Source organism: Undibacterium sp. CY21W (assembly GCF_014284265.1).
Lineage (GTDB): Bacteria > Pseudomonadota > Gammaproteobacteria > Burkholderiales > Burkholderiaceae_D > Undibacterium > Undibacterium aquatile.
The window spans coordinates 1-22,222 of sequence record NZ_JACOGE010000005.1; the positions used below are offsets into that span (position 1 = coordinate 1).

The following is a 22,222-nucleotide window of genomic DNA, read 5'->3' on the forward strand; positions in this document are numbered from 1 at the left end:
TGCTTCGTTTCTTTACCTTCTTCTTCAGTCGCCACTCCTTATTCAGCCGTCTTCTGCTCTTCGCTCTTACTGACCAGCGGTCACTACGCCGGGTAAAGAAAAAGGAGCCCGCAGGCTCCTTTGTTTGATCTTGAGTGTCACTTCCAGGAGGGGGGGCTGTCACTCTTCGTTTTATTCCACAGTGTCGCCTCCGTTAAGTCCGTATCAGATCAGAGGCGCTTTCTGAAGCGGTGATGTATTAATCGAACATCAAAACACAACTTCACTCTTTTTATTCGTGGATAAATTTGTTGTAGTTGCGTAATCAGACTTAATTTTTTACTCCTGATTGACTATACAAATCAATAATGTCGTTGATTGCTTCGTTGCAGACGTCACAGAAAGAGTCACTACGATCGAACATAATGCATTGCATTTGCGGACGGAAATATCCAGTTGACTCATAATTCGCCCCTTCGTAAGCGCCAACATCGTTTTTATGCGACGCATTGGAAAACAATTGGCGATTAAATTGCAGATCCTTCTTAAACAAAGCGCTCATTTCGGATTCAGGTCGATTTTGTGCGCGTAGTTGTATTCGTGTTTGCTGGTATTCTTTTGCATGCTGATCAAACACAGTTTTAGGCCATGGAGTTGGTAATGGCGTCCCCGGTCTTACCTTGTGTTTCCACTTCAGATTAGCCGCGTCGCGCATGGCTGTTGCATTCGGCTCCCATGGTTCTGGCAATACCTCACTACTTTGATACGCGACAGGCGATGTGTAGTATTCATCAGCGAGGCCGGCAAAATGATGGCCAAATTCATGCACAAACAGATATTCAGCCCAATCATTTTTTGCTGCCGCAGTACTGAATTGTCCGAAAATACCGCCGCCACCATAAGTCTGATTATTAACGAGAATTTCAATGAATTCGTAAGGAGCATTCTGGGCGATGTCTCTCAACGCGCGATTATCTGTTGTAAGAATATAGCGTTCACTGCCAAAGATATCGTAACGTGTGCCGAGTGCAGATGCATGATGTACTCCGGTCGAAGGGCGTGAAACTCCCGAGTCGCTTGTTGGAACGGCGATTGCCCAGACGTTAAAGTCTTGGGCACGTTCTTTAAATGGTGAAACCTTAAAAAGATGTGCCGATAAACGACGTGCATCTGCGATAAATTTCTTCATTTCCGTGGCACTGTAACCATCCCCAAGAATTAATAAATCCACCTTTTCCGGCGACGGACCGTTGACGATTATAGGCACGGGTTTGGCGATAGCTCGCGGTTGCTTGCGTATAACGTCCTGTGCGTCTGTATCGATGTCAACGCTCCATACAGGCACAAATACATTGTTCTCATCTCGTTTCTGTATGGTGACGCGGACAGGCTTGTCCGGCTTGGGAAATCGCACCGACTCTTCAAAGCCACGATTTAACTTGCTTGCTTCATCTGTACTTTTCCATTCACCAAAAATCGTTGAAAACCCCCTCGAATAAATGAGTTCACCCGTTTTCAGGTCGCTCACTTCCACCTTATTAACTCCGCGGTTAGATGTGTCAATATTTTGTTGCAGATTGCCAGGCCAAGGCAGTGGTTCTATCAAGACGCGGCTTAAAGCATACTGTTCAGTTTTAGCATTGCCAGTATGCATATAGTCCAGCCGCACAGTTGCAGGCGTCGCTGCAAGACAAATGTTTGAAAAACTCAGCAACATAGCAATGACGCCATGCTTTAAAAAAGAACTCATTTACTCTCCCGTGATGTTAAAAAATTTGACCACCAGTTTTAATCAAGATTCATATCAGCAAAAACAGACTTGATTGTAAATTGTTCTTGCATTTCGTATAAACGGAAAATTTGAGCTCAAGCGTAATCCAAGGTTATTCCGGGATTTTCCCGATTATCGGTATGCCTAGTTTCTGGCTTCGCATTTACAATGACGAATGAGATTGCAGAACACGCAATCAGTTTATTTTTTAAGGTAACAATGAATAAATCTGAAGCTATATTGATCGCTAACGAGTCTTTACGTGCAAACATACTTAATGAGATGAATACACAGTTTTCTAATGTTGTCCGTTACGCGGGCGATGAAGGCTGGTGGCTCAATATTCCTCTGACTCACTTCCGCAAAGAAATTCATTTTCTTATTTGTAGCGATAAAGCGAGAATCATTCGTCACTTAACGATTAAGGCGAATAACATCCTGAGCCCCGCGACCAAGTTTCGTGTTAAAGATGGTGTCGCTGATATCTTTATCTCTGCGGCGAATCCCAAGCGATTGGTTGATGCGTTACAAGGTGGGACAAAATACAGCTTTAACAAGCATCTTGTTGATGAGTATAGATATTAATCGAGCGCGATTCAGTTCGCGGTAATGAGATTTATTTTTGCAGATCAGAACAAGCCTGATTGGTCGTGCGTATTGCAAGTTTTGCCTATTAATGTCATAATCCTGCTTATGCGTTGCCGAGATGGCGGAATAGGTAGACGCACGGGACTCAAAATCCCGCGCCGCAAGGCGTGCCGGTTCGATTCCGGCTCTCGGCACCAAGAGCTTGTTTAAAGCAGTAGAAAGTAGTCCAATGACCCGTGTTACTCACTATGAGAACGCGGGTTTTTTGTTTTATGCATTTCGTGATGTATCCGTTGGTTCGTCTGTAAATTTTCACAAATTGCAGCTACCAACGCTGAGAAGAAATGCATGTGCTTTTGTTGATGACACAAGACGTATCTTTGAATAGTTGCTGATCATAAAAATGTGGGGTGCGCTGATATTACCCGCAGCGTTAATTAGAATTGCCCCATGCTGTCCTTCCACGGGCTCAAGCGTTTGACATATTCAAAACAGCTATCTCTATCGCCAATTGCAGGAGGATTCAATTTTTTGATTGCATTGAGCCAGCGTTGGATAAGTAAGAGCGCGATTAACGCTGCTGAATATCCTAGGTACGCATCCCTGATCGTAATGAGCATACATGGTTGTGAATCGCCCGAAATGCTTACGCTATGTCATTACTGCAATTTGCGGCGATACAATATAAACAGTTCATCTTTATCGGCAGCGCGGTGCCCACTCCAGACGGGTTCCCATTGTTCAGCGTCAACGTGAGCTGGCATAACGGGTGTGGTGGTTTGCTTCCGGCTATTCTGCACCATCAGATAGCCGCAGTCATGGTCCGAGAATCCGGCAAATTGAATTTTGCCGAAGTAAGCAAAAGTACTTCGTTGCGATGGCCCGATATATCCCTCGATACAGTATGCTTTATTCGGTAGTTGCTGGGCGAGGTCTTCGGCAACACTGGCGTACGTCACTCGGTGATTAATCCACGGCAGCCATAATGTCAGCAGCAGCAACCAGCATAAAATAAGTCCGCCACTCGACAGTACGACTGCCCGCCAAAGAACCGATGGTTGCCGCGAAATACGCCAATAAACCAGAAGGAACCAGGCAAACGTAGCGATGAAAGCGAGCATAAAAACGAACGGATTAAAGCTTGCTTCGAAACCCGGAGCCAGCCTCAGGATTTTAGCTCCCAGGTTGCTTGGGAAGCCGGTTTGCTCTGCTATCCAGCCCAGCCAGATAAAGCCCGCAGTGCCTGTGAGTACGGTCACTGCAAACCAGTCAACAGCGTTGATCGCACTGCGCTTCATTGTTGGCAGGCCGAATGCGGCAAGAATTGCCATTGGAGGCAGCAGCGGAAGTAATAAACTTTCCTCTGCGCTTTGACTCATTAAGGCCAGAATGATAAATCCGAACAGGAATGCAACTGGTAACGCGATATGCAGCGCTTTTTCTTGCCTCCGCCACGCATAAATAGCCCACGCAGCAAAAGGCCAGGCTGGCCAAGCAAACCAGATGCTATATTTAAAAAAGTAGCTGACGCTATCGATGCCTGGCCAGTTAATCTGACGATAATTCCATAACATCCAGGCGGGGACCGGGCTGCTGTCGTATGGATGGTTAACGTGTATTGCGAGCAGCCAAATAGTTGTTGGAAGTAGTGCTACCGGTAACGCTGCAACAATAAATTTGATGTGCTGCGTTTGTTGGCGATAGACGCATAGTGCAATCAGTATAAAAAATAAGGTAACCGGCAGCACCCAGCCTTTCGTCAGTACGAGCAGACCGAGGCTAAGTCCTAATTGAGCACTAAGAGAAATTTTCGGCGTATCGAGCAGGCGGACGCAAACATACAGAGTGAATGCCACCAGTGAAATTTGCAGGGTTTCAGCACCAGTTTCATGGCTACGTATCAGTAAGCCCAGGCATCCGAGGTAGATGAGTAAAGCGCCGTCGGCAAGTGTGCGGCCGAAATCTTTGGGATCCGGTTGCCCCCCAAACGCGAGTTTCAGTGGCTGGGCTTCTGCACGGCGCCCGAGCAGATAGGTTGCATACCAGACCGAAACTGATCCGAGTAAAAAGAAAAAACCAGTAGACAGTCGAGCCGCCATAGGGGCGCCAACAATACCGCCGAATAGTTTGATGCAGATCGCACCGATCCAGAACGCCAGTGGTCCTTTTTCTGCCATGGGCAGGCCAACGATATGTGGCCACAGCCAGTCGGAAAGCGTGCCTTGTGCCATCGTCCACATGATGCCGAAACTGGTTGCATCATCGCCTTTCCATGGATCTCGTCCAATCAGGCCTGGCAGGATGTAAAGCAGACAGAGTGCCAGTATTCCCCAGCGAGGAAGGGCGATGGTGGCGGATGCAGGAAGACGAACTGGCTTCATAGCTTTAAATGTGGGTGGAAAGCGTGCTTATTGTAAGGAAAGAAGAAGTAAAAAAGGCAGCCTGAGCTGCCTTTTTTTATTTAAATCATTGCACGAATTAGTTAGCAACAGAAGTCTTGGAACCAACGCTGCCGAACTTTTTACGGAATTTGTCAACGCGACCAGCGGTGTCAACGATTTTATGTTTACCAGTGTAGAAAGGATGGGATTCTGCAGAAACCTCGATCTTAACCAGTGGATATTCTTTACCTTCAAATTCAGCTTTGTCTTTTGTGCTGATAGTTGAACGTGTGATGAATTTGAAATCGTTAGAAACGTCGTGGAACAACACTTCGCGATAGTTTGGGTGGATGCCTTCTTTCATGCTTGCCTCAATATAAAGTTGGTAGCCAATCAGCACTTCGTCGGTCGTCTCGCTTCTTGACCCGATTGCGTATCACTTGCCAGAGTTAAAGTAATTATGGATTTTGCGATTGCAAAATGCCAAGCTCGCGATTATACAATAGGATCGGTCGTTGGCGCCATATCGGATTGTTTTTCCATGTTTACTAATCAATCAATGAATGCAGGGGTGTTGATTGATTTCTTAGTTTTGTTTATCTCTATAGCGTTGCTGTTTTAGTTTTATGCAATGAATTAGCCGGACTACAGTTAAAATTTGGCATTGATTGAATGACGTGAGAAGAGTATGGCAGGAAGCTATGTAGGAATGAACGCAATGTTGCACACCATAGAAGTGGCAGGTGTCGTGGCTTTTGCCTGTTCCGGATTTATAGAGGCAAGGCGCAAGCGTATGGATCCGGTCGGTGTGTTTACTGTTGCCTTTATTACTGCTTTCGGTGGCGGCACGCTGCGTGATTTGTTACTCGATCGTCGACCGCTGTTTTGGGTGGAAAATCAGGAATATCCTATATTGATTTTTTTACTGGCATTGATCGCCACACCTTTGTTTCGTCATTTGCGCCATGCTGTTACTGAGAGTGCGATCGAGTGGGCTGATGCTCTAGGCTTGGGCTTATTCAGCGTGACAGGAACGTCGCTGGCACTGGAGTTGGATATGCCGGCTTTTGTCTGCGCCATGATGGGCGTTATTACCGGTATTTTTGGTGGTGTATTGCGGGATGTGATCTGTAATGAGATACCGATGGTGTTCCGGCGCGGGCAACTTTACGCCACCTGTGCTTTCACGGGGTGCTGGGTTTATCTCGGGATGACTTACCTTCAGTTTAACGATGCGGTAGCCTTACTCGCCGGTATTATCAGTACTTTCGCGTTACGGATGCTGGCAGTAAAGTTTGATCTGAAGTTGCCCGCTTGAATACGAGTAATACTGCCAGTAGCTGCGCTTACCCTGTACTTAGGCAGACGGGGGATTTTTTTTAAGCGGAGGGCGTGTCATTAATCCGCTTAAAAACATATCCACCATATCCTCTGCGTGCGTGTTGATGCAGTATGCATTTGGGTCCTCAAGCCATTCGCCGATGAGACCTACCAGGAAACTATGATTCGCGTGCATGGCGATCCATGTATCAGTTTCCGGGGGCAACTGGCCTGAAGCTACTGCATTGTCGATAATGACCTGCACTTTATTCAGGCATTCTGTGCGTTTTTCTTTTTCAGTTTCGAAGTAGGGAAGGTCAACATTTTTTTCGCTGCGATGAAAAATAATGTCGAATACCTTGCGTTGACGGGAATCACTGGATACCAGCTTCAGAAAGTGGATATTCAACTGGCGTAGCGCTGCGATGGGATCTTTTTGGGGAGCATCACTGATTTCGTTCAATAAGGCTTCCATAGGCAGGAAGGCGCGATCACACATCGCCTGAAACAGCGCGTTCTTATCTTTAAAGTGCCAATAGATAGCGCCGCGCGTCATTCCTGCTGCACATGCTACGTCATTCAGCGTTGTGTTGGTCACGCCTTTGGTCGAGAAGACATCTTCCGCAGCATTTAACAGAGCCGTGTGGGTTTCCTGTGCTTCCTCTTTCGTCTTTCTTGCCATGATTTTCCTTGCTAAGTCCATATCTGCCGTCCGGTCGCCGAAGGTAACCGGAAGCGCTGATATCACTCTGTCTGATGCGTCCCCGTTTTTTATAAAGAGGCGCTTTCCTCTTTTTGGTCGGCATCTTAAGAGGGGTGCGCAATTATCGCAATACCAGAATGACTCTATTTCCACGAAGTTTGCGGTAGTACACTTCTTTTTACGAAAAATTCATACTTTGTTACATGAGAAACAACGCTATCCAGATAATAATAACGGGCTCAATCTTGGTGTGCTTGTTGAATACAACCTGCCGTTAATTTCGATGATTTCACGATTCGTAATCAAGTTGTCATCGTTATCTGTGAATGCCTTGCTAATCTATAGGGTCATTTCAGAATTTCATTTACAAACATTCGTGTATGTATATAATAGCACACCGTCCTTTCATTTATAAGAAAGAATTTCTATGTACTCCTCAGGTTTCCCTTCGTCCCAGTCCTTGACCCTGTCATCACAGATATCACAATTGTTCACTCGCCGCGCAGCCAGTGCGCTGGCGATCAGTTTGTCTTTAATTGTGTTGACTGCGTGCGGCAAGCAAGCTGGGCAAAATGCTGGTCCAGGCAATATGCCTCCGCCAGAAGTCAATGTAGTTGCGCTGGAAAGTCGTGATCTTGCAGTGGATTTTGAATATGTGGGCCAGACTGCAGGCTCGAAAGAAACAGAGATCCGGGCGCGTGTTCCTGGAATTCTGGAAAATCGTTTATACGAAGAAGGCTCCCGCGTGAAAGCAGGCACAGTCTTATTTCAGATCGACCCAGCAACTTATCAGACGCAACTGGCCTCCGCCGAAGCTTCTGCTGGCGTTGCAGAAGCGAAGCTGAATCAGGCAAAACGTGAATATGCGCGTCTGGCACCTCTGGCGACAGAAAAGGCGATCAGTCAAAAAGAATTTGACGATGCGAAGTCAACGTTGGAAACCGCAGAAGCGAGCTACAAGCAAGCGCGTGCGCAGGCCAATGAAGCAAAACTGAATCTGGGCTATACCAAAGTCGTGGCGCCAATAGACGGCGTGACTGGCATGGCGGCTAAGTCGAACGGTAGTCTGATCACCAGCGCAGACAGTTTATTAACCACGATCGTTCAGACCGATACTTTGTATGTCAACTTCAGCATTCCGGAATCAGATTACCTGAAAGTTTCCAAAGAGGTGAATGGCGGCAAGGTTGCTGTACCAGGAAAAGCCGCTAAAAATGGCAGCATAGGCTTTGATGTGAAGCTGAAACTGGCCGATGGCAGTATGTTCCCGACGACGGGCAAAATGAATTTTGTCAGTGAGCGTATCAACGCTGCCAATGGCGGTTTTGATGCGCGTGCGCAAGTGGCTAATCCTGACGGTACGCTGCGTCCCGGACAATTTGTTCGCGTCATGTTGTCAGGGGCGAAACGTATAGGGGCACTCGCTGTACCACAACGCGCTGTGATTGATGCGCCGATGGGCAAGATTGTTTTTGTGGTGACACCAGATAACAAACTGGCACCTCGTCCGGTTGAGCTTGACGGCTGGTCGCACGGAGAATGGATTGTTACCAAAGGACTGAAAGCCGGTGAGCGCGTGATGGTTGACGGCGTGATCAAAGCACATGATCCTGGTATGACAGTGAAGCCAGTGCTTATTTCTGCACAGGCAGCCAATGCCGCACCAGCGCCAACAGCAGCTCCGGCTGCCGCAAAAGAAGGCGCTTCTGCATCTGGTGCTGCATCTGCCGCTTCGGCTGCCAGTGCTAAATAAATGTGTCGATACGCATTGAGAGATGCGTAGCTTATTGTTGATAGCACTCCATTCTTTATGAACATCCCACTTCTGACAGAAGCGGGCGACAAGGAATAATTCATGTTCTCTAAATTTTTTATTAACCGGCCGATTTTCGCGACTGTCGTTTCGCTGATTCTCGTGCTGGCTGGTCTGGCCGCATTACGCGTCCTGCCAATTTCTCGCTACCCGGAAATTTCTCCGCCGGTAGTTAATGTGACTGCCGTTTACCCAGGTGCTTCTGCCGAAGTGATTGAGCGCACCGTCGCCGCACCGATTGAAGAACAGATCAACGGTGTCGAACATATGCTGTATATGGATTCTGTTTCGTCAGCAGATGGTCGCGTGTCAATTAACGTGACGTTCGAAGTCGGTACTGATCTCGATATCGCTGCGGTGAACGTGAACAACCGTGTGCGTCAGGCTGACGCCAAGTTGCCGCAAGAAGTGCGTCGTCAGGGCGTGACAGTTTCCAAGAGCTCGTCGAATTTCCTGGTGGTTGCAGCTTTATATTCGCCTGACAATCGTTACGATGCTTTGTATCTTTCTAATTACGCGACGCAAAATGTGCTGGATGCGATCAAGCGGATTCCGGGAACAACGAACGTACAGATTTTCGGTGCGAAAGACTACGCAATGCGGATCTGGATGCGTCCTGATCGTATGGCGCAGCTTGGTGTCACGGTGGCAGATATTTCTAATGCGGTGAATGAGCAAAATGCGCAGTATGCTGCAGGTAAGATTGGTGCGACGCCGAATAATACCGAAGAGTTGACGATGACCGTTACCGCCAAAGGGCGTTTGCTTGAGCCGGAACAGTTTGCCAATATCATCGTGAAGTCGGATAAGAGTGGTGCCACGATACGCATTAAAGACGTGGCGCGTGTCGAACTGGGTTCAAAAGATTACAACCTCTATGGTCGTATTAATGGACATCCATCTGCCAATATCGGTGTGTTCTTGCAAACCGGCGCAAATGCGCTGGAAACACGTAAAGCGGTTGAGAAAACACTGGAAGACCTGAAGGCCAAATTCCCGGAAGGAATGAGTTACGCAACACCATATGACACGACACCGTTTGTGACCGAGTCTATTTATGAAGTACTTAAGACTCTGGGCGAAGCGATGGTGCTGGTGTTCATTGTCGTGTATCTGTTTCTGCAAAGCTGGCGCGCAACCATCATTCCAACTTTGGCAGTGCCAGTTTCATTGGTTGGTACGATGGCGGGGCTGCATCTGCTGGGATACAGTATTAACACGTTAACGCTGTTCGGTATGGTGCTGGCGATCGGTATCGTTGTTGATGATGCGATTGTGGTGTTGGAAAACGTTGAGCGTCTGATGAACGAAGAGGGCATGACCCCTAAGGACGCGGCAATTGAAGCGATGCAAGAAGTGACCGGGCCTGTGATTGCGATTGTGCTGGTGTTGGTGGCGGCTTTTGGTCCGATTGCTTTCCTTGGTGGCCTTGCCGGTGAATTATATCGTCAGTTCTCTGTCACGATTTCGATCGCGGTAGTGTTGTCCGGTATCGTTGCTTTGACTCTGACCCCGGCTCTGTGTGCGATTTTATTGAAACCCGGAGCAGAAAATCACCATCCGTTTTTCTTGTGGTTTAACGCGGCTTTTCTGCGTTTCACAAAACACTACACCAATGGCGTCAGCTTTTTCCTCAAGCGAGCCGTGTTAGGCGTTGCGTTAGTGCTCGGCATGGTGGCTTTGACTGGTGTCCTGTGGAAAACCGTCCCTGGTGGACTGGTGCCTGATGAAGATCAGGGCTATTTCATCGGCGCGACTATTTTGCCGGATGGTGCATCGCTTGATCGTACCGATGCCGTCGTCAAACAAGTTGAAGCGGCAATGAAAACGAATCCGGATATCGACACCACATTTGCGTTAGTTGGTCTGGATTTCCTTGGCGGTGGTGGTCTGAAATCATCCGCAGCGACGATGTTCTTCCCGTTGAAACCGTGGGAAGAGCGTAGTAAATCTGCGCAACAGCTGGTTGGCGAAAGCTATATGAAAACGGGTGGCATTAAAGAAGGCTTACCTTTATTTTTTGCTCCGCCAGCGATTCAGGGTTTAGGTCAAACCGGTGGTTTCGAGTTCTATCTGCAGAATGCTGGTGAAGGTGGCGTTAAACGTCTCGCAGAGATTTTGCCTTTGCTGATTGCAGAAGCGAACAAACAGCCAGAACTCGCAGGTGTGAAAACATTATGGCAAGCGAATTCACCACAATTGTACGTGGATGTGGACAATGAAAAAGCCAAATCGATGGGCGTTGCGCTGGCCGATGTTTACAGCACGCTGGCTGCTACGATGGGTAGTTACTATGTGAACGACTTCAATAAAAACGGTCGTATCTACACAGTACAGTTACAGGCAGAAGGCCAGTTCCGCGCTAAACCAGACGATATTGGCGGCATGTATGTGCGCGCTGCCAATGGTCAGATGGTACCGATCCGCGCATTTACCACGATCAAGTTCATTACCGGACCTGACTCGGTAGAACGTTTCAATGCCTTGCCTGCGATTAAACTCATGGGCGATGCTAAACCGGGCTTCAGCTCTGGTCAGGCGATCGCGGCGATGGAACGTGCAGCGAAAAATGTGTTGCCATCGGATGTCGTGTATGACTGGGGTGGTGCATCGTTCCAGGAAAAACGTAGCAGCAACGCCGCAGGTTTGGCATTGGGCGCGGGTGTCTTAATGATTTTCCTGATTCTGGCTGCACAGTACGAAAAATGGTCGCTGCCGTTCTCGGTATTGCTGGCGATGCCTTTCGGTATCTTCGGTGCGCTGCTGGCAGTGTATCTGCGTCACTTTAATAATGACGTGTACTTCCAGATCGGCTTGGTCACCTTACTTGGTTTGTCGGCGAAAAATGCGATTCTGATTGTGGAGTTCGCGGTGATGAAAGTGCACGAGGGTTATGCGCCGGTTGCAGCAGCGGTGGAAGCAGCACGCTTGCGTTTCCGTCCGATTCTGATGACGTCACTGGCGTTTATTCTGGGTGTGGTTCCGCTGGCATTCTCACACGGTGCGGGTGCTGCGGCACGTCAATCCCTGGGGACCGGTGTTTTGGGCGGTATGCTGGCAGCGACTTTCCTCGCGATCTTCTTTGTTCCTTTGTTCTTTAAACTGATTAATGACAAGCGGTTTAAAACATTCCCTGAAGACTTCCATCATCCTGATCACATCCCTTTGGGGCAGCTGATTAAAGAAAAAAAAGTAGAAGGGAAGGAGTAATTATGTTGAAAACTCAATTTGTCCTGAGCACTATTGTCGCGAGTCTGGCACTGGTGGGTTGTGCATCGGTCGGGCCTGATTATCAACGTCCTCAGCTTGAGGTTCCTGCCAAGCTGGAGGTGACTGGTGGTAAAGCGGCCAATACTGATTTTGTGCAATGGTGGAGCGCATTCAGTGACCCGGTTCTGCTTGATCTGATACAGGAAGCGGCAAAAAATAATCAGGACTTGCTGCTGGCGACAGGGCGTATAGAAGAGGCTCGCGCTCTTGCTGTTGGCGCGAAGTCGAACCGCTATCCTAGTGTTGACGCAACACTGAGCGGCTCTAAAGTCCGTACCAGTGAGACTGCCGGTAAGTTGGCCGCTGGCGCTGAGCCAGTCAGTAAAGATTTCCAGCTGGGTTTGACTGCGTCTTATGAAGTCGATTTCTGGGGGAAACTGTCTCGTGCAGATGAGGCCGCGAAAGCAAGATTATTCGCACAGGAGTACAACCGTACGACGGTGCAAACCAGTTTGTTCAGTAATCTTGCACAAAGTTATTTCGCCTTGCGTGCCGCTGACGCGCAACTGGCGTTAGCGCAGGCTACTTATCAGACGCGTACGGAAAATTTGCGTTTGCAACAGAAACGCTTTGCATCTGGCGCGACAGGCGAGCTGGATTTGCATCAAGCCGAATCTGAAGCTGCCGCGGCAGAAGTCAGCGTATCGCAAGCGAAGCTGGCTGTCTCCAATCTTGAGTCAGCGATAGCAGTGCTGCTTGGACGTAGCCCTGCAGCAGTCGCGCAGCCCGTGATCGCACGTGGGAATGATATCCAGGCGTTGTACCAACATCTGAGCTTACCTGCTGATTTGCCATCCGATGTGTTGAATCGCCGTCCTGATATTCTGGCGGCGGAACAAACGCTGGTGGCGGCGAATGCGGATATCGGACAAGCGAAGGCGGCGTATTTTCCTAGTCTGAAGTTGACGACGGGCATAGGTTACGAGTCGCGCGTATTCAAAGATCTGGTTGACCCGACATCGTTGCTGTGGAATCTCGGCGCCAATCTGGTGCAGCCGGTATTCCGTGCCGGGGCGATCGGTGCAGTGGTCTCTGGCGCTGAAGCCCGTAAAACGCAGGCTACCGCGCAGTATGTGCAAGCGGTACAAGGAGCCTTCCGCGACGTACATGATGCGTTGAGCAGCGCTGAATCGAATGAGCAGATTTATCGCGCGAATCTGAAACGCGTCAAGGCATTGAAAGATAGTCAGCGTTTAGCGGAGTTACGCTATAAAAATGGTTACAGCAGCTATCTGGAAGTGTTGAACGCGCAACGCGATCTGGCTGCCGTTGAAACAGCGTTGATTGACACTCAGCGGGCACATCTCAGCGCTGTTGTCAGCTTGTATAAAGCGGTTGGCGGTGGTTGGGAAGTGAAAGCTATCTCACAGTAAATTGTGCGCTTAAAGAAAAAGGCTTCCTGATGTAATTCAGGAAGCCTTTTTTATTTTCATGAAATTGATATCAGACAGTAAGACGAAAAAAGAGCCGACAATTTTCATTGTCGGCTCTTTTAAGTACATTCATCGCTCATTCAACAGCGATGGCCGTACTCAACCACCACGACGCATCATTTCAAAAAACTCTGCATTATTTTTGGTGGCTTTCATTTTATCGAGAATGAATTCCATCGCTTCGATCTCATCCATCGAATACAGCAATTTACGCAGAATCCAGATTTTCTGAAGCTGATCTGGTTTGATCAGTAATTCTTCACGACGTGTGCCAGATTTATTCAGGTTAATTGCCGGATAAACGCGTTTTTCCGCCAGGCGACGTTCCAGATGCACTTCCATATTACCCGTGCCTTTAAATTCCTCGTAGATCACGTCGTCCATACGGCTGCCAGTTTCGATCAGTGCGGTGGCGATAATGGTTAATGAACCACCTTCTTCGACATTACGTGCCGCACCGAAGAAGCGTTTTGGACGCTGCAATGCATTGGCATCGACACCACCGGTCAACACCTTGCCTGATGCCGGAATAACGGTATTGTAGGCGCGCGCCAGACGGGTAATCGAGTCGAGCAGAATGACGACGTCTTTTTTCATTTCGACTAAACGCTTGGCTTTTTCCAGCACCATCTCGGCGACCTGAACGTGGCGCGTTGCCGGTTCGTCGAAAGTGGAAGCAACGACTTCACCACGCACGGAACGCTGCATTTCGGTCACTTCTTCAGGACGTTCATCGATCAGTAAAACGATTAATGTTACATCCGGATGATTGGTGGTGATCGCATGCGCGATATGCTGCAGCATCACGGACTTGCCAGATTTTGGTGATGCAACTAGCAAGCCGCGTTGACCGCGCCCTATTGGTGCAATCATGTCGATAATCCGGCCTGTTGTATTCTCTTCGCCGCGCATTTCGCGTTCCAGCGTCAGCACCTTATTCGGATGCAGAGGCGTCAGATTTTCAAACAGAATACGGTGTTTCGATGCTTCTGGTGATTCACCGTTCACCTTGTCTACTTTCACCAATGCGAAGTAGCGTTCGCCATCCTTAGGAGTGCGGACTTCCCCCTCAATCGAGTCACCGGTATGCAGATTGAAACGACGGATTTGCGAAGGCGAGATATAGATATCGTCGGTCGATGCCATGTAACTGGCATCGGGCGAGCGCAGGAAGCCAAAACCGTCAGGTAATACTTCGAGTGCGCCATCGCCAAAAATTTGTTCGCCTGCTTTTGCACGTTTTTTCAGAATCGCAAACATTAACTCTTGTTTGCGCATACGTGCAGCGTTGTCAATATCAAGCCCAATAGCCATTTCCAGCAATGCGGATACGTGTAGGGCTTTTAATTCAGATAGATGCATGGTGAGTGTCCCGGGACGGGAATATGAGGTGGGGGAGTGAACAGAGGAACTGCGGAATAAACAGAATCGTTATTTGTCTTTTGAGGTCAGCGACCTGTTAAGCATTCTTTATGTATTTGTGCTTTGTGCTCAATGCGCTTACAGCGCCGGATTTTATTTTTGAAGGATTGTACACCATCAGAAAGAATATCCAGCGCAGTTGGTGAGCAAATTTTCAGATATTGCTATCGATAAAAGAGATCAGCTGACCTTTAGCCAGTGCGCCGACTTTTTGTGCGGCGACTGCGCCATTTTTAAACAGTATCAGTGTCGGGATGCCACGGATGCCAAATTGAGCAGGAACTGCCTGATTTGCATCAACGTCCATTTTTGCGACAATAATTTTGCCATCGTATTCTTTAGCAACTTCTTCCAGAATCGGCGCAATCATTTTGCATGGACCACACCATTCGGCCCAGAAATCGACCAGGACAGGTTTGTCAGATTTTAATACATCAGCTTCAAAAGAAGCATCGCTTACGTATTTGATGTTTTCGCTCATGGAATCCTCATCGAGAGGGAAAAATTAAGGGGTAACAGCGCCACAGAATATCGGTCGGGCAGTTGGGAACTCGCCGTATTCAGAGGTTGGATCTGGCGGCGATTGGCTTAAATTCAATAGCGGAGATTTATTTCTCACCTTGAATATGCCAATGAAGAACCAAGCGTGGTTAGCTATGCGTCAAATAATAACCTATTTTCAAAAAAAGTGTGATGCTAAGCGCCAATTTGTATAATTCGGTACGTAAAATCCCGGGAATGCATTCTGATTTTTCTGGATTTAAGCAGTGCGCTTTTTGTTTGAGAAGTGTTTCTGGATGTTGAATACATCGTTCAGACACTGAATTTACGTGTTTAGCTTTGATCACGATGCTGATGCCGAGGGTTTGCTCGTATAATAAGAAGTCAGGTTTGTCGCGCCCCAATACACATAAACATATGATGATTTCCGATTTCGAATTGCTTGCTGAAAAAGTAGCCAAGCTTGCTGAGCTTACCCACGCCTTGCGGGTGGAGAACGCTGCCTTGCGTAATGAGGTGACCGCGTTAACGACGCAGAATCAGGATGTCAGGGAACGTATGCAACAAGCGCATGAACGGATTACTGCTTTACTGACACAATTACCAGCAGAAGTCCTGAAGGATGAAGAGGTGTCAGCATGACTGATAAAAAATTGATTCAGGTTGACGTCAATATCATGGGACAAGCTTACAAGTTGTCCTGCAAAGAAGGTGAAGATCGGGCGTTGCGCGAAGCGGCTGCTTATCTTGATGCGAAGATGTGTGCAATTCGTGATTCTTCCCGGGTCAAAGGTACTGATAGAATTGCTGTGATGGCGGCGTTGGGTATGACAACGGAATTGCTGGCAACGAAATCTCCCGAAGGTCCCTTATCTGGATTGTCTTTGTCGGAAGTAAAACAAAAGATGACGCAGATGCATGAGGTGATGGATCAGGCGTTGACTCCGCAAGAAAATCTATTTTGATTTTTAGAGTTATTACTTAATTTAATCAAAAATGAGCAAAATAGTTCTCGCTTCAATCGCATTTGAGAGTAAACTTTAATTCCCTGCCGTGTTCGCCAATGCCATATATTCCTTGAACCATTTATGTGCATAGGCTGTGGGATATTGTTTGATGGGTGTGAGCGTCGCTAGTTCGATGAACCCGAAATTGAACTGACCGTGGCCAACTTGAACCGCTTAGGTTCAGGATGCCGGCATAGCGGCATCGGTGGGGACTTATTCTGAAACGACTGTCATTTCTGACAGTCGTTTTTTTATTTGGCGCGTCTGAATGTGCGACAATTTATTTTTACCTTCCTCTCAAACGACGATGAGTTATTGGCTAATGAAGTCAGAACCTGAAGAGATCAGTATTGATGACGTGCTGGCGATGAAGAGCGTGCCGTGGTTTGGTGTGAGAAATTATCAGGCACGAAATTTTATGCGGGATGCGATGCGAATCGGTGATGGCGTGTTGTTCTATCATTCCAGTTGCGCCCAGCCGGGCATTGCCGGTATCGCGGAAGTGAGCAGCACATCGTATCCTGACCATACGCAGTTTGATCCCGACAGTAAATATTTCGATCCTAAGTCGACCAGAGAAAATCCGCGCTGGATGATGGTTGATATTAAGGCCTTGCGTAAAACACGCTTATTCAGCCTCGCAGAGTTAAGATCAGTACACGGGTTAGAGAGTATGCTGGTACTGCAAAAAGGCAGTCGCTTATCGATAACGCCGGTGACTCCGCATGAATGGGAAACCATATTAGCTATTCTGGATAAATAAACTGATGACCGACGATCTGACTCAAACAGTTGCAACAGCTTTTCCAGCCGCCAGATTCATTAAGGAAATTGGCCGGGGAAAAGATGGTGCCCGCAGCATGTCATCTGAAGATGCTGCAAGCTTATATACCGCAATGCTGAATGGTCGCGTCAGCGACCTTGAGTTGGGTGCAATTTTGCTGGCGATGCGTATCAAAGGCGAGTCGATCGATGAGATCGCTGGTTTTTTACACGCGGCCCGCCCGTTTATGCTGGCGCTGGAAGCTCCGCTCAGCAACAACTATGTTCCGGTATTGATACCGAGTTACAACGGCGCACGCAAAAAAGCGAATCTGACGCCATTACTCGCCATCTTGTTGGCCCGTCGTGGCGTTCCTGTGCTGGTGCATGGCGTTAGTCATGACCCCGGTCGCGTGACGACTGCCGAAATTTTTTCTGTGCTGAATTTTCCCGTGTGTAGTAATGCCTCTGATATCAGCCTTGAAATGTCTTTATCGCGCCCGGCTTTTATTCCCGTTGAATTGCTTGCTCCAGCCCTCGCACGTTTGCTAGCTTTACGAAAAATACTCGGTGTCCGTAACTCGACACACACCTTGGTGAAGTTGCTGCAGCCTTTTACAACACCGGCCTTGCGTCTGACTTCTTACACTCACCCGGAATATCAGCAGATGTTGCAGCACTACTTTAGTCAGCGCGCACCGCATGAGGCTGGCGATGTCTTTTTGATGCGTGGAACCGAAGGGGAAACGGTTGCCAGTACCGGGCGTGCACAGCAGATAGACTGGATACACGAAGGTGAGGTGACAACCTTGGCTCACACCCAGTCTGTGATTGTCGGAGAGATTGAAAATATTCCAGAGCAGTTCCATGCTGCGACCACCGCAGCATGGATACAGCGCGTATTAAATGACGAAATTCCCGTACCAGTGAATATTGCGGCACAGGTAGAGCATTGTGTGCTGGTGTCGCGCCTGATTCATCAGCGATTAGCGAGGTAATTTGCCGGAGATATATTTGCCGGATATTGTGCGAAGGCACCGCTAACGATTAACGAAAAAAAACGCCGGACGATGAATCCGGCGTTTTTTATGTGCGATGGTGTATCAGAAGTTTGCTTTGAACTGCACGCCATAGCTGCGTGGTTCATTGACGATACCTGTCAGATTGTTGAAGTCGATTGCGGCGATGACTTGTTGCTTATTGGTGATGTTACGGCCATAAGCTGCGAGTTCATATTTGCCATCGGCCCAGACGTAACCAACGCGCAGACCACCTTCCAGCATAGACTTTGCTTTGTACTCTTTTGCTTCGTACAGGAACATGTTGTAGCTGTCTTTGTAAGCCCAGTCCGTATTCGCATACAGAGTACCGGCACCGATTTGCGTCGAATATTTCAACGAGAAATTTCCTACCCATTTAGGCGCACGTGGCAACGGGTTGCCGCCGATTAAAACTGTACCGGCGACAGGGCCTTTCGTATTTGTTACAGTACAACCGTTGCCACATGGAGCGACGAACAGTTTGTCATCTTTGATTTCAGTATCGTTATAGCTGACACCTACCGTCGTTTTCCAGTTGCGGTTCAGATTCGCTTGTAAATCCAGTTCAAAACCCTGACCAACGGCTTTATCTGCGTTAACCAGTTTGTTTTGATTGACGCTGCCGCTACCAGCAGTGAGCTGCAAATCTTTTGCTGTGTAATGGAATACTGTCGCGCTCACACGGGCCGTATTGTCCAGAATATCCTTTTTGATACCTGCTTCGAATGACAAGGTTTTTTCTGATTGTGCGACGGAAATAGTGTCGCCGAAAAGAACCCGGCCTTGAACGCTGGGAGCACGATAGCCGGTTGCTGCGCGGGCAAATAAAGATGTTTCTTTATCCAACGTGTAATTAGCACCCAGATCCCAACTAACGTTAGTGGAAGACGGATGTGCTTGCAGGAAATCGGTATTTTTCCCACCAAATGGCGTTTGCGTTCTCTGTGCGTCAAAATCTTTTTTATCGCTGGTGTAGCGAACACCGCCACGCAGTTTCAGTTTTTCGTTAACTGCATAATTCAGAGTACCGAATGCGGCCCATGATTTTGCGTTCTGATGTTGCACTGCATAGCCATTTTGTGGGTTGCCAGCGCTCATGGAATCAAAGTTGAAACTGTCGACTTGCAGATCTTCGCTGAAATAATACAGTCCGGTGATCCATTGCAGAGGATCTTTGGTATTGGACTCAACGCGCACTTCCTGAGTGACTTGTTTCAGATTTGGAAGGCCATCAGCAGTTTCGGATGCGAATGGAATAAATCCCGGGCCGGAAGTTGCTCCGGCGCTGTAACCACCATCAACGTCAGCGCGGCTATAGAATTTTGCTTTGTCATACGCCGTGATGGAGTGAACGCTCATGCCTGGCAAATCCCAGCGCAGACGCAGGCTGGCACCGGAGGAGGTCAGGGTTTGGGTGTTCAAACCATCGGTAGGGTAGGTTCCGTAATCAAAGCCAGGCACCAGATTGTTCGTGCCTTTCTGGATGATATTGGCGCGGAATAAGGTCGCGTTACCAGACATATCGCGACCATGTAAATTGATCAGAGCGCTGAAGTCAGATGTTTTGTAAGAGAACTGCAGGCGCGCAGCATTGTCGCGGTAGCCTTCCAGATTTTTTTCACCGGTAGAGCGTGGATTGGTCACGCGGTCATCGCGGCTTTGTGCCTGACCTGAGAAGCGCATCGCCCATTCTTTGCTGAGCGGCACGTTGATGGCACCTTCCAGATTCACCGCATTATTGTTGCCGTAACCGAGGCTGCCGTAACCTTCGAAGCGGTTCGTTGGTTTTGCTGAGTCGAATTTCAGTACACCAGCTGGCGAGTTGCGACCAAACAGTGTGCCTTGCGGGCCGCGTAAAATTTCAACCTGATCGACGTCAAAAACCGGGAAGCCTTTGAGAATAGGGCTCTCTTGTACGACATCATCAAAAATAAGTCCGACAGGTTGCGATGCATTCAGATCGAAATCAGTGTTACCCAGGCCGCGAATATAAAACCGAGGAAAAGAGCGACCGAAATCGGATTCGATATTCAGACTGGGTACGCGCGCTGAAAGGAAGCGGATATCCTGACCGCTGGCGTTATAAGTATCAAGCGCCTCGCCTTTAATGGCAGAAATGGACATCGGCACTTCTTTGATGTTTTCAGCGCGGCGGTTTGCGGTAACGATGACTGTTTCCAGTTTCGTTGTATCGTTGCTTGCTTCCTGCGCCCATGCAGCCTGCATAGGAAACGCAGATGCGATTGCTAATGTAATCAGACTGCGAGCTTGTACTTTCAGTACGGAATGAGAAGATAATTTTTGCATGAAGGGAGTCCCCGTAGTGGTTGATCAGTGACCAGATTGAGTGCATTAATGAGCCAGAAGTGTGCGTAGCGACGATGGTGTTCTTTGTTTGATCGTCGCTGCGCAAACGTTTGCTTGCGGCTGCAATTAGTTATCTCTTTTGATGTAAATCAAGTCAAGTGTTAACTCTTTTATGACAAAAATAAGTTTAGATATGAGCGAAATCGTGTGGTGAATTTCAAACAGTCGGGTACTCCGCGATCAGCAACCTCAGTTTTCTGTATTTGCAGAATCCGATGGCGCGATTTTTACGATGAGGCGATTTTGCACTGTAAAGCAGCATCGCTGGTTGAACCGCACAATCAAGCAGCTGACGTGTTGGCGTCGTCGTGTGATAGCGCCATTCTGATTCGTATTGCTGATTGTTATTGTCCGTAGCTGAAGTGGATTCCGCTACAATCACGCCTGAATTTTTTGAGGCTGCCATGAATAAACAATTTGATGTTGCTGTAATCGGTGCCGGCGCGGCAGGAATGATGTGTGCGGCGGTGGCCGGGCAGCGTGGCAAACGTGTTGTGTTGATTGATCATGCCAGCCGTCTGGCGGAAAAAATCCGCATTTCTGGCGGCGGCCGTTGTAATTTTACGAATCTGCATGCCAGCCCCGTCAATTTTTTGTCAGAAAATTCGCATTTCTGTAAAAGTGCTTTGTCGCGCTACACCCCGCAAGATTTTTTGTCTCTGATGAAGCGCTACAACATCGCTTGGCATGAAAAACACAAAGGCCAGTTGTTTTGTGATGACAGTGCCGAAGACATCATTCGCATGCTGAAGGCGGAATGTGATCTGGGTAAGGTGCAGTGGCGCATGTCTTGTGCCGTCACTGATGTACAAACGGCCGATGCTGGCTTTGTCGTGCAGACGTCGCAAGGCGACATCATGGCGGCGCAGGTCGTCGTTGCTACTGGCGGGTTGTCGATTCCTAAGATTGGTGCGACCGATTTCTCACACAAGATTGCACGTCAGTTTGGTTTGAAAATCATAGAGACCAGACCCGCTTTGGTGCCGTTGACGTTTGATGCGGCTGCGTGGGAACCGTTTGTGCCGCTGTCTGGCATTTCTCTTGAAGTCGATATTGAGACCGGCGACAAGAAGAACAAAGCGCTGTTCCGTGAAGATTTGCTGTTCACGCACCGGGGCTTGTCGGGGCCGGGCGTATTGCAGATTTCAAGTTACTGGCAACCGGGTACGCCTATCCGGATTAATCTGTTGCCGGAAATCGATCTGGCAGAAGATTTGATCGCGGCTAAAACGACGACAAAAAAGAATCTGGCAAATTATTTGTCACAATATTTACCGGTACGCCTGATTGATGGCCTGCTGACTGCCCATGCATTCGATGGCAATCTAAAAATCGCGGATATGCAGGATAAGCGTTTGCGTTTGCTGGCCGAAAAAATCAATCGCTGGGAGCTGATTCCTAATGGTTCTGAAGGTTATCGCAAGGCTGAAGTGACGCGCGGCGGAGTGGATACGCGAGAGTTGTCGCAGCAGAGCATGATGGCGAACAAAGTTCCCGGACTGTATTTTATTGGAGAGGCGGTGGATGTCACTGGCTGGCTGGGAGGTTATAACTTCCAATGGGCATGGGCTTCGGGCAGCGCCGCCGGAATGGCAGTGTGATCCGGTTCGCCCAATCTGAAGTAGCGAGAGCAGAGGCAATCTGGGAGAGGCTAAATATACTGGGGGGAGTATATTTTAAACCCCAGATTTAACGCGGACATTTATTCGTTTTTGCCGGATACTCCCCATTTTTCTTAAAAAATATGGATTGGGGTGTTGACTTCTTGTTGTTTTTTGCTAGGGCGAGGCAAGTTTTTTGCGTAAGATTTAATCATCGTCCTTCCCATATCTGCAAAAGCCTGCTAATATCTCGTTCTTCTATAA

At 48.3% G+C, this 22,222-nt stretch carries 17 protein-coding genes, 1 tRNA gene and 1 other RNA gene; 12 read left to right on the forward strand and 7 right to left on the reverse strand.

What is annotated here, in order from left to right:
* Nucleotides 1-310: 310 nt before the first annotated feature.
* Nucleotides 311-1,696, reverse strand: a complete 1,386-nt coding sequence (locus H8K29_RS12355; RefSeq protein ID WP_255423382.1) for an IgA Peptidase M64 — start codon at nt 1,694-1,696, stop codon at nt 311-313.
* A gap of 222 nt (nt 1,697-1,918) precedes the next feature.
* Between H8K29_RS12355 and H8K29_RS12360 the strand changes: the two genes are divergently transcribed.
* Both H8K29_RS12360 and H8K29_RS12365 read left to right on the forward strand, forming a co-directional pair.
* On the forward strand, nt 1,919-2,335 hold the full coding sequence (locus H8K29_RS12360; RefSeq protein ID WP_255423367.1) for a hypothetical protein: 417 nt from the start codon (nt 1,919-1,921) through the stop codon (nt 2,333-2,335).
* A 115-nt stretch (nt 2,336-2,450) separates the two neighbouring features.
* Nucleotides 2,451-2,535, forward strand: a tRNA-Leu gene (locus tag H8K29_RS12365).
* A gap of 462 nt (nt 2,536-2,997) precedes the next feature.
* Here the strand turns inward: H8K29_RS12365 and H8K29_RS12370 are convergent.
* Nucleotides 2,998-4,719, reverse strand: coding sequence for a glycosyltransferase family 39 protein (locus tag H8K29_RS12370; RefSeq protein ID WP_186897843.1), 1,722 nt, complete (start codon nt 4,717-4,719; stop codon nt 2,998-3,000).
* Between the two features lie 97 nt (nt 4,720-4,816).
* The gene (locus H8K29_RS12375) at nt 4,817-5,083 is read right to left on the reverse strand and encodes a type B 50S ribosomal protein L31 (protein ID WP_186885000.1); all 267 of its coding nucleotides are present in this window, start codon (nt 5,081-5,083) and stop codon (nt 4,817-4,819) included.
* 324 nt (nt 5,084-5,407) lie between these two features.
* Between H8K29_RS12375 and H8K29_RS12380 the strand changes: the two genes are divergently transcribed.
* Nucleotides 5,408-6,037, forward strand: a complete 630-nt coding sequence (locus tag H8K29_RS12380; RefSeq protein WP_370527185.1) for a trimeric intracellular cation channel family protein — start codon at nt 5,408-5,410, stop codon at nt 6,035-6,037.
* A 39-nt stretch (nt 6,038-6,076) separates the two neighbouring features.
* Here H8K29_RS12380 and H8K29_RS12385 read toward each other — a convergent pair whose 3' ends face one another.
* Nucleotides 6,077-6,787 carry a TetR family transcriptional regulator gene (locus H8K29_RS12385; RefSeq protein ID WP_186897844.1) on the reverse strand — a complete coding sequence of 237 codons (711 nt, stop codon included), beginning with the start codon at nt 6,785-6,787 and terminating at the stop codon, nt 6,077-6,079.
* A 442-nt stretch (nt 6,788-7,229) separates the two neighbouring features.
* Here H8K29_RS12385 and H8K29_RS12390 point away from each other — a divergent pair, with 442 nt between their 5' ends.
* The 3 genes from H8K29_RS12390 to H8K29_RS12400 all read left to right on the forward strand — a co-directional run bounded on the left by H8K29_RS12390 (nt 7,230) and on the right by H8K29_RS12400 (nt 13,198).
* Nucleotides 7,230-8,495, forward strand: coding sequence for an efflux RND transporter periplasmic adaptor subunit (locus H8K29_RS12390; protein WP_186897845.1), 1,266 nt, complete (start codon nt 7,230-7,232; stop codon nt 8,493-8,495).
* Between the two features lie 102 nt (nt 8,496-8,597).
* Nucleotides 8,598-11,765, forward strand: coding sequence for an efflux RND transporter permease subunit (locus tag H8K29_RS12395; RefSeq protein ID WP_186897846.1), 3,168 nt, complete (start codon nt 8,598-8,600; stop codon nt 11,763-11,765).
* Nucleotides 11,766-11,767: 2 nt separating this feature from the next.
* The gene (locus tag H8K29_RS12400) at nt 11,768-13,198 is read left to right on the forward strand and encodes an efflux transporter outer membrane subunit (RefSeq protein WP_186897847.1); all 1,431 of its coding nucleotides are present in this window, start codon (nt 11,768-11,770) and stop codon (nt 13,196-13,198) included.
* Between the two features lie 159 nt (nt 13,199-13,357).
* Here H8K29_RS12400 and rho read toward each other — a convergent pair whose 3' ends face one another.
* Nucleotides 13,358-14,620, reverse strand: a complete 1,263-nt coding sequence (gene rho / locus H8K29_RS12405) for a transcription termination factor Rho (protein WP_186885005.1) — start codon at nt 14,618-14,620, stop codon at nt 13,358-13,360.
* A 214-nt stretch (nt 14,621-14,834) separates the two neighbouring features.
* A complete protein-coding gene (gene trxA, locus H8K29_RS12410; protein ID WP_186885006.1) occupies nt 14,835-15,161 on the reverse strand; it encodes a thioredoxin TrxA in 327 nt (108 codons plus the stop codon).
* Between the two features lie 437 nt (nt 15,162-15,598).
* Between trxA and H8K29_RS12415 the strand changes: the two genes are divergently transcribed.
* The 5 genes from H8K29_RS12415 (at nt 15,599) to ybiB (ending at nt 17,948) form a co-directional block, all read left to right on the forward strand.
* The gene (locus H8K29_RS12415) at nt 15,599-15,823 is read left to right on the forward strand and encodes a DUF904 domain-containing protein (RefSeq protein ID WP_223826996.1); all 225 of its coding nucleotides are present in this window, start codon (nt 15,599-15,601) and stop codon (nt 15,821-15,823) included.
* A gap of 11 nt (nt 15,824-15,834) precedes the next feature.
* Complete coding sequence (locus H8K29_RS12420; protein WP_186885277.1) at nt 15,835-16,146, forward strand: cell division protein ZapA; 312 nt, start codon at nt 15,835-15,837, stop codon at nt 16,144-16,146.
* A 77-nt stretch (nt 16,147-16,223) separates the two neighbouring features.
* Nucleotides 16,224-16,404: non-coding RNA, 6S RNA (gene ssrS / locus H8K29_RS12425), on the forward strand.
* A 91-nt stretch (nt 16,405-16,495) separates the two neighbouring features.
* A complete protein-coding gene (locus H8K29_RS12430) occupies nt 16,496-16,951 on the forward strand; it encodes an EVE domain-containing protein (RefSeq protein WP_186897848.1) in 456 nt (151 codons plus the stop codon).
* A gap of 4 nt (nt 16,952-16,955) precedes the next feature.
* On the forward strand, nt 16,956-17,948 hold the full coding sequence (ybiB, locus tag H8K29_RS12435; RefSeq protein WP_186897849.1) for a DNA-binding protein YbiB: 993 nt from the start codon (nt 16,956-16,958) through the stop codon (nt 17,946-17,948).
* Between the two features lie 105 nt (nt 17,949-18,053).
* On the opposite strand, the gene H8K29_RS12440 is transcribed toward ybiB, so the two are convergent.
* Nucleotides 18,054-20,297, reverse strand: coding sequence for a TonB-dependent receptor (locus H8K29_RS12440; protein ID WP_186897850.1), 2,244 nt, complete (start codon nt 20,295-20,297; stop codon nt 18,054-18,056).
* Nucleotides 20,298-20,761: 464 nt separating this feature from the next.
* Between H8K29_RS12440 and H8K29_RS12445 the strand changes: the two genes are divergently transcribed.
* Nucleotides 20,762-21,958 (forward strand): NAD(P)/FAD-dependent oxidoreductase, encoded by a 1,197-nt coding sequence (locus H8K29_RS12445; protein WP_186897851.1) that lies wholly within the window; start codon nt 20,762-20,764, stop codon nt 21,956-21,958.
* Nucleotides 21,959-22,222 lie beyond the last annotated feature (264 nt).

What these genes read in the sequence shown, in the direction of transcription:
- H8K29_RS12355 (WP_255423382.1), bottom strand. Translation starts at nt 1,696, where the DNA reads ATGTTGCTGAGTTTTTCAAACATTTGTCTTGCAGCGACGCCTGCAACT.
- H8K29_RS12360 (WP_255423367.1), top strand. Translation starts at nt 1,919, where the DNA reads ATGACGAATGAGATTGCAGAACACGCAATCAGTTTATTTTTTAAGGTA.
- H8K29_RS12370 (WP_186897843.1), bottom strand. Translation starts at nt 4,719, where the DNA reads ATGAAGCCAGTTCGTCTTCCTGCATCCGCCACCATCGCCCTTCCTCGC.
- H8K29_RS12375 (WP_186885000.1), bottom strand. Translation starts at nt 5,083, where the DNA reads ATGAAAGAAGGCATCCACCCAAACTATCGCGAAGTGTTGTTCCACGAC.
- H8K29_RS12380 (WP_370527185.1), top strand. Translation starts at nt 5,408, where the DNA reads ATGGCAGGAAGCTATGTAGGAATGAACGCAATGTTGCACACCATAGAA.
- H8K29_RS12395 (WP_186897846.1), top strand. Translation starts at nt 8,598, where the DNA reads ATGTTCTCTAAATTTTTTATTAACCGGCCGATTTTCGCGACTGTCGTT.
- H8K29_RS12400 (WP_186897847.1), top strand. Translation starts at nt 11,768, where the DNA reads ATGTTGAAAACTCAATTTGTCCTGAGCACTATTGTCGCGAGTCTGGCA.
- rho (WP_186885005.1), bottom strand. Translation starts at nt 14,620, where the DNA reads ATGCATCTATCTGAATTAAAAGCCCTACACGTATCCGCATTGCTGGAA.
- trxA (WP_186885006.1), bottom strand. Translation starts at nt 15,161, where the DNA reads ATGAGCGAAAACATCAAATACGTAAGCGATGCTTCTTTTGAAGCTGAT.
- H8K29_RS12415 (WP_223826996.1), top strand. Translation starts at nt 15,599, where the DNA reads ATGATGATTTCCGATTTCGAATTGCTTGCTGAAAAAGTAGCCAAGCTT.
- H8K29_RS12430 (WP_186897848.1), top strand. Translation starts at nt 16,496, where the DNA reads ATGAGTTATTGGCTAATGAAGTCAGAACCTGAAGAGATCAGTATTGAT.
- ybiB (WP_186897849.1), top strand. Translation starts at nt 16,956, where the DNA reads ATGACCGACGATCTGACTCAAACAGTTGCAACAGCTTTTCCAGCCGCC.
- H8K29_RS12440 (WP_186897850.1), bottom strand. Translation starts at nt 20,297, where the DNA reads ATGCAAAAATTATCTTCTCATTCCGTACTGAAAGTACAAGCTCGCAGT.
- H8K29_RS12445 (WP_186897851.1), top strand. Translation starts at nt 20,762, where the DNA reads ATGAATAAACAATTTGATGTTGCTGTAATCGGTGCCGGCGCGGCAGGA.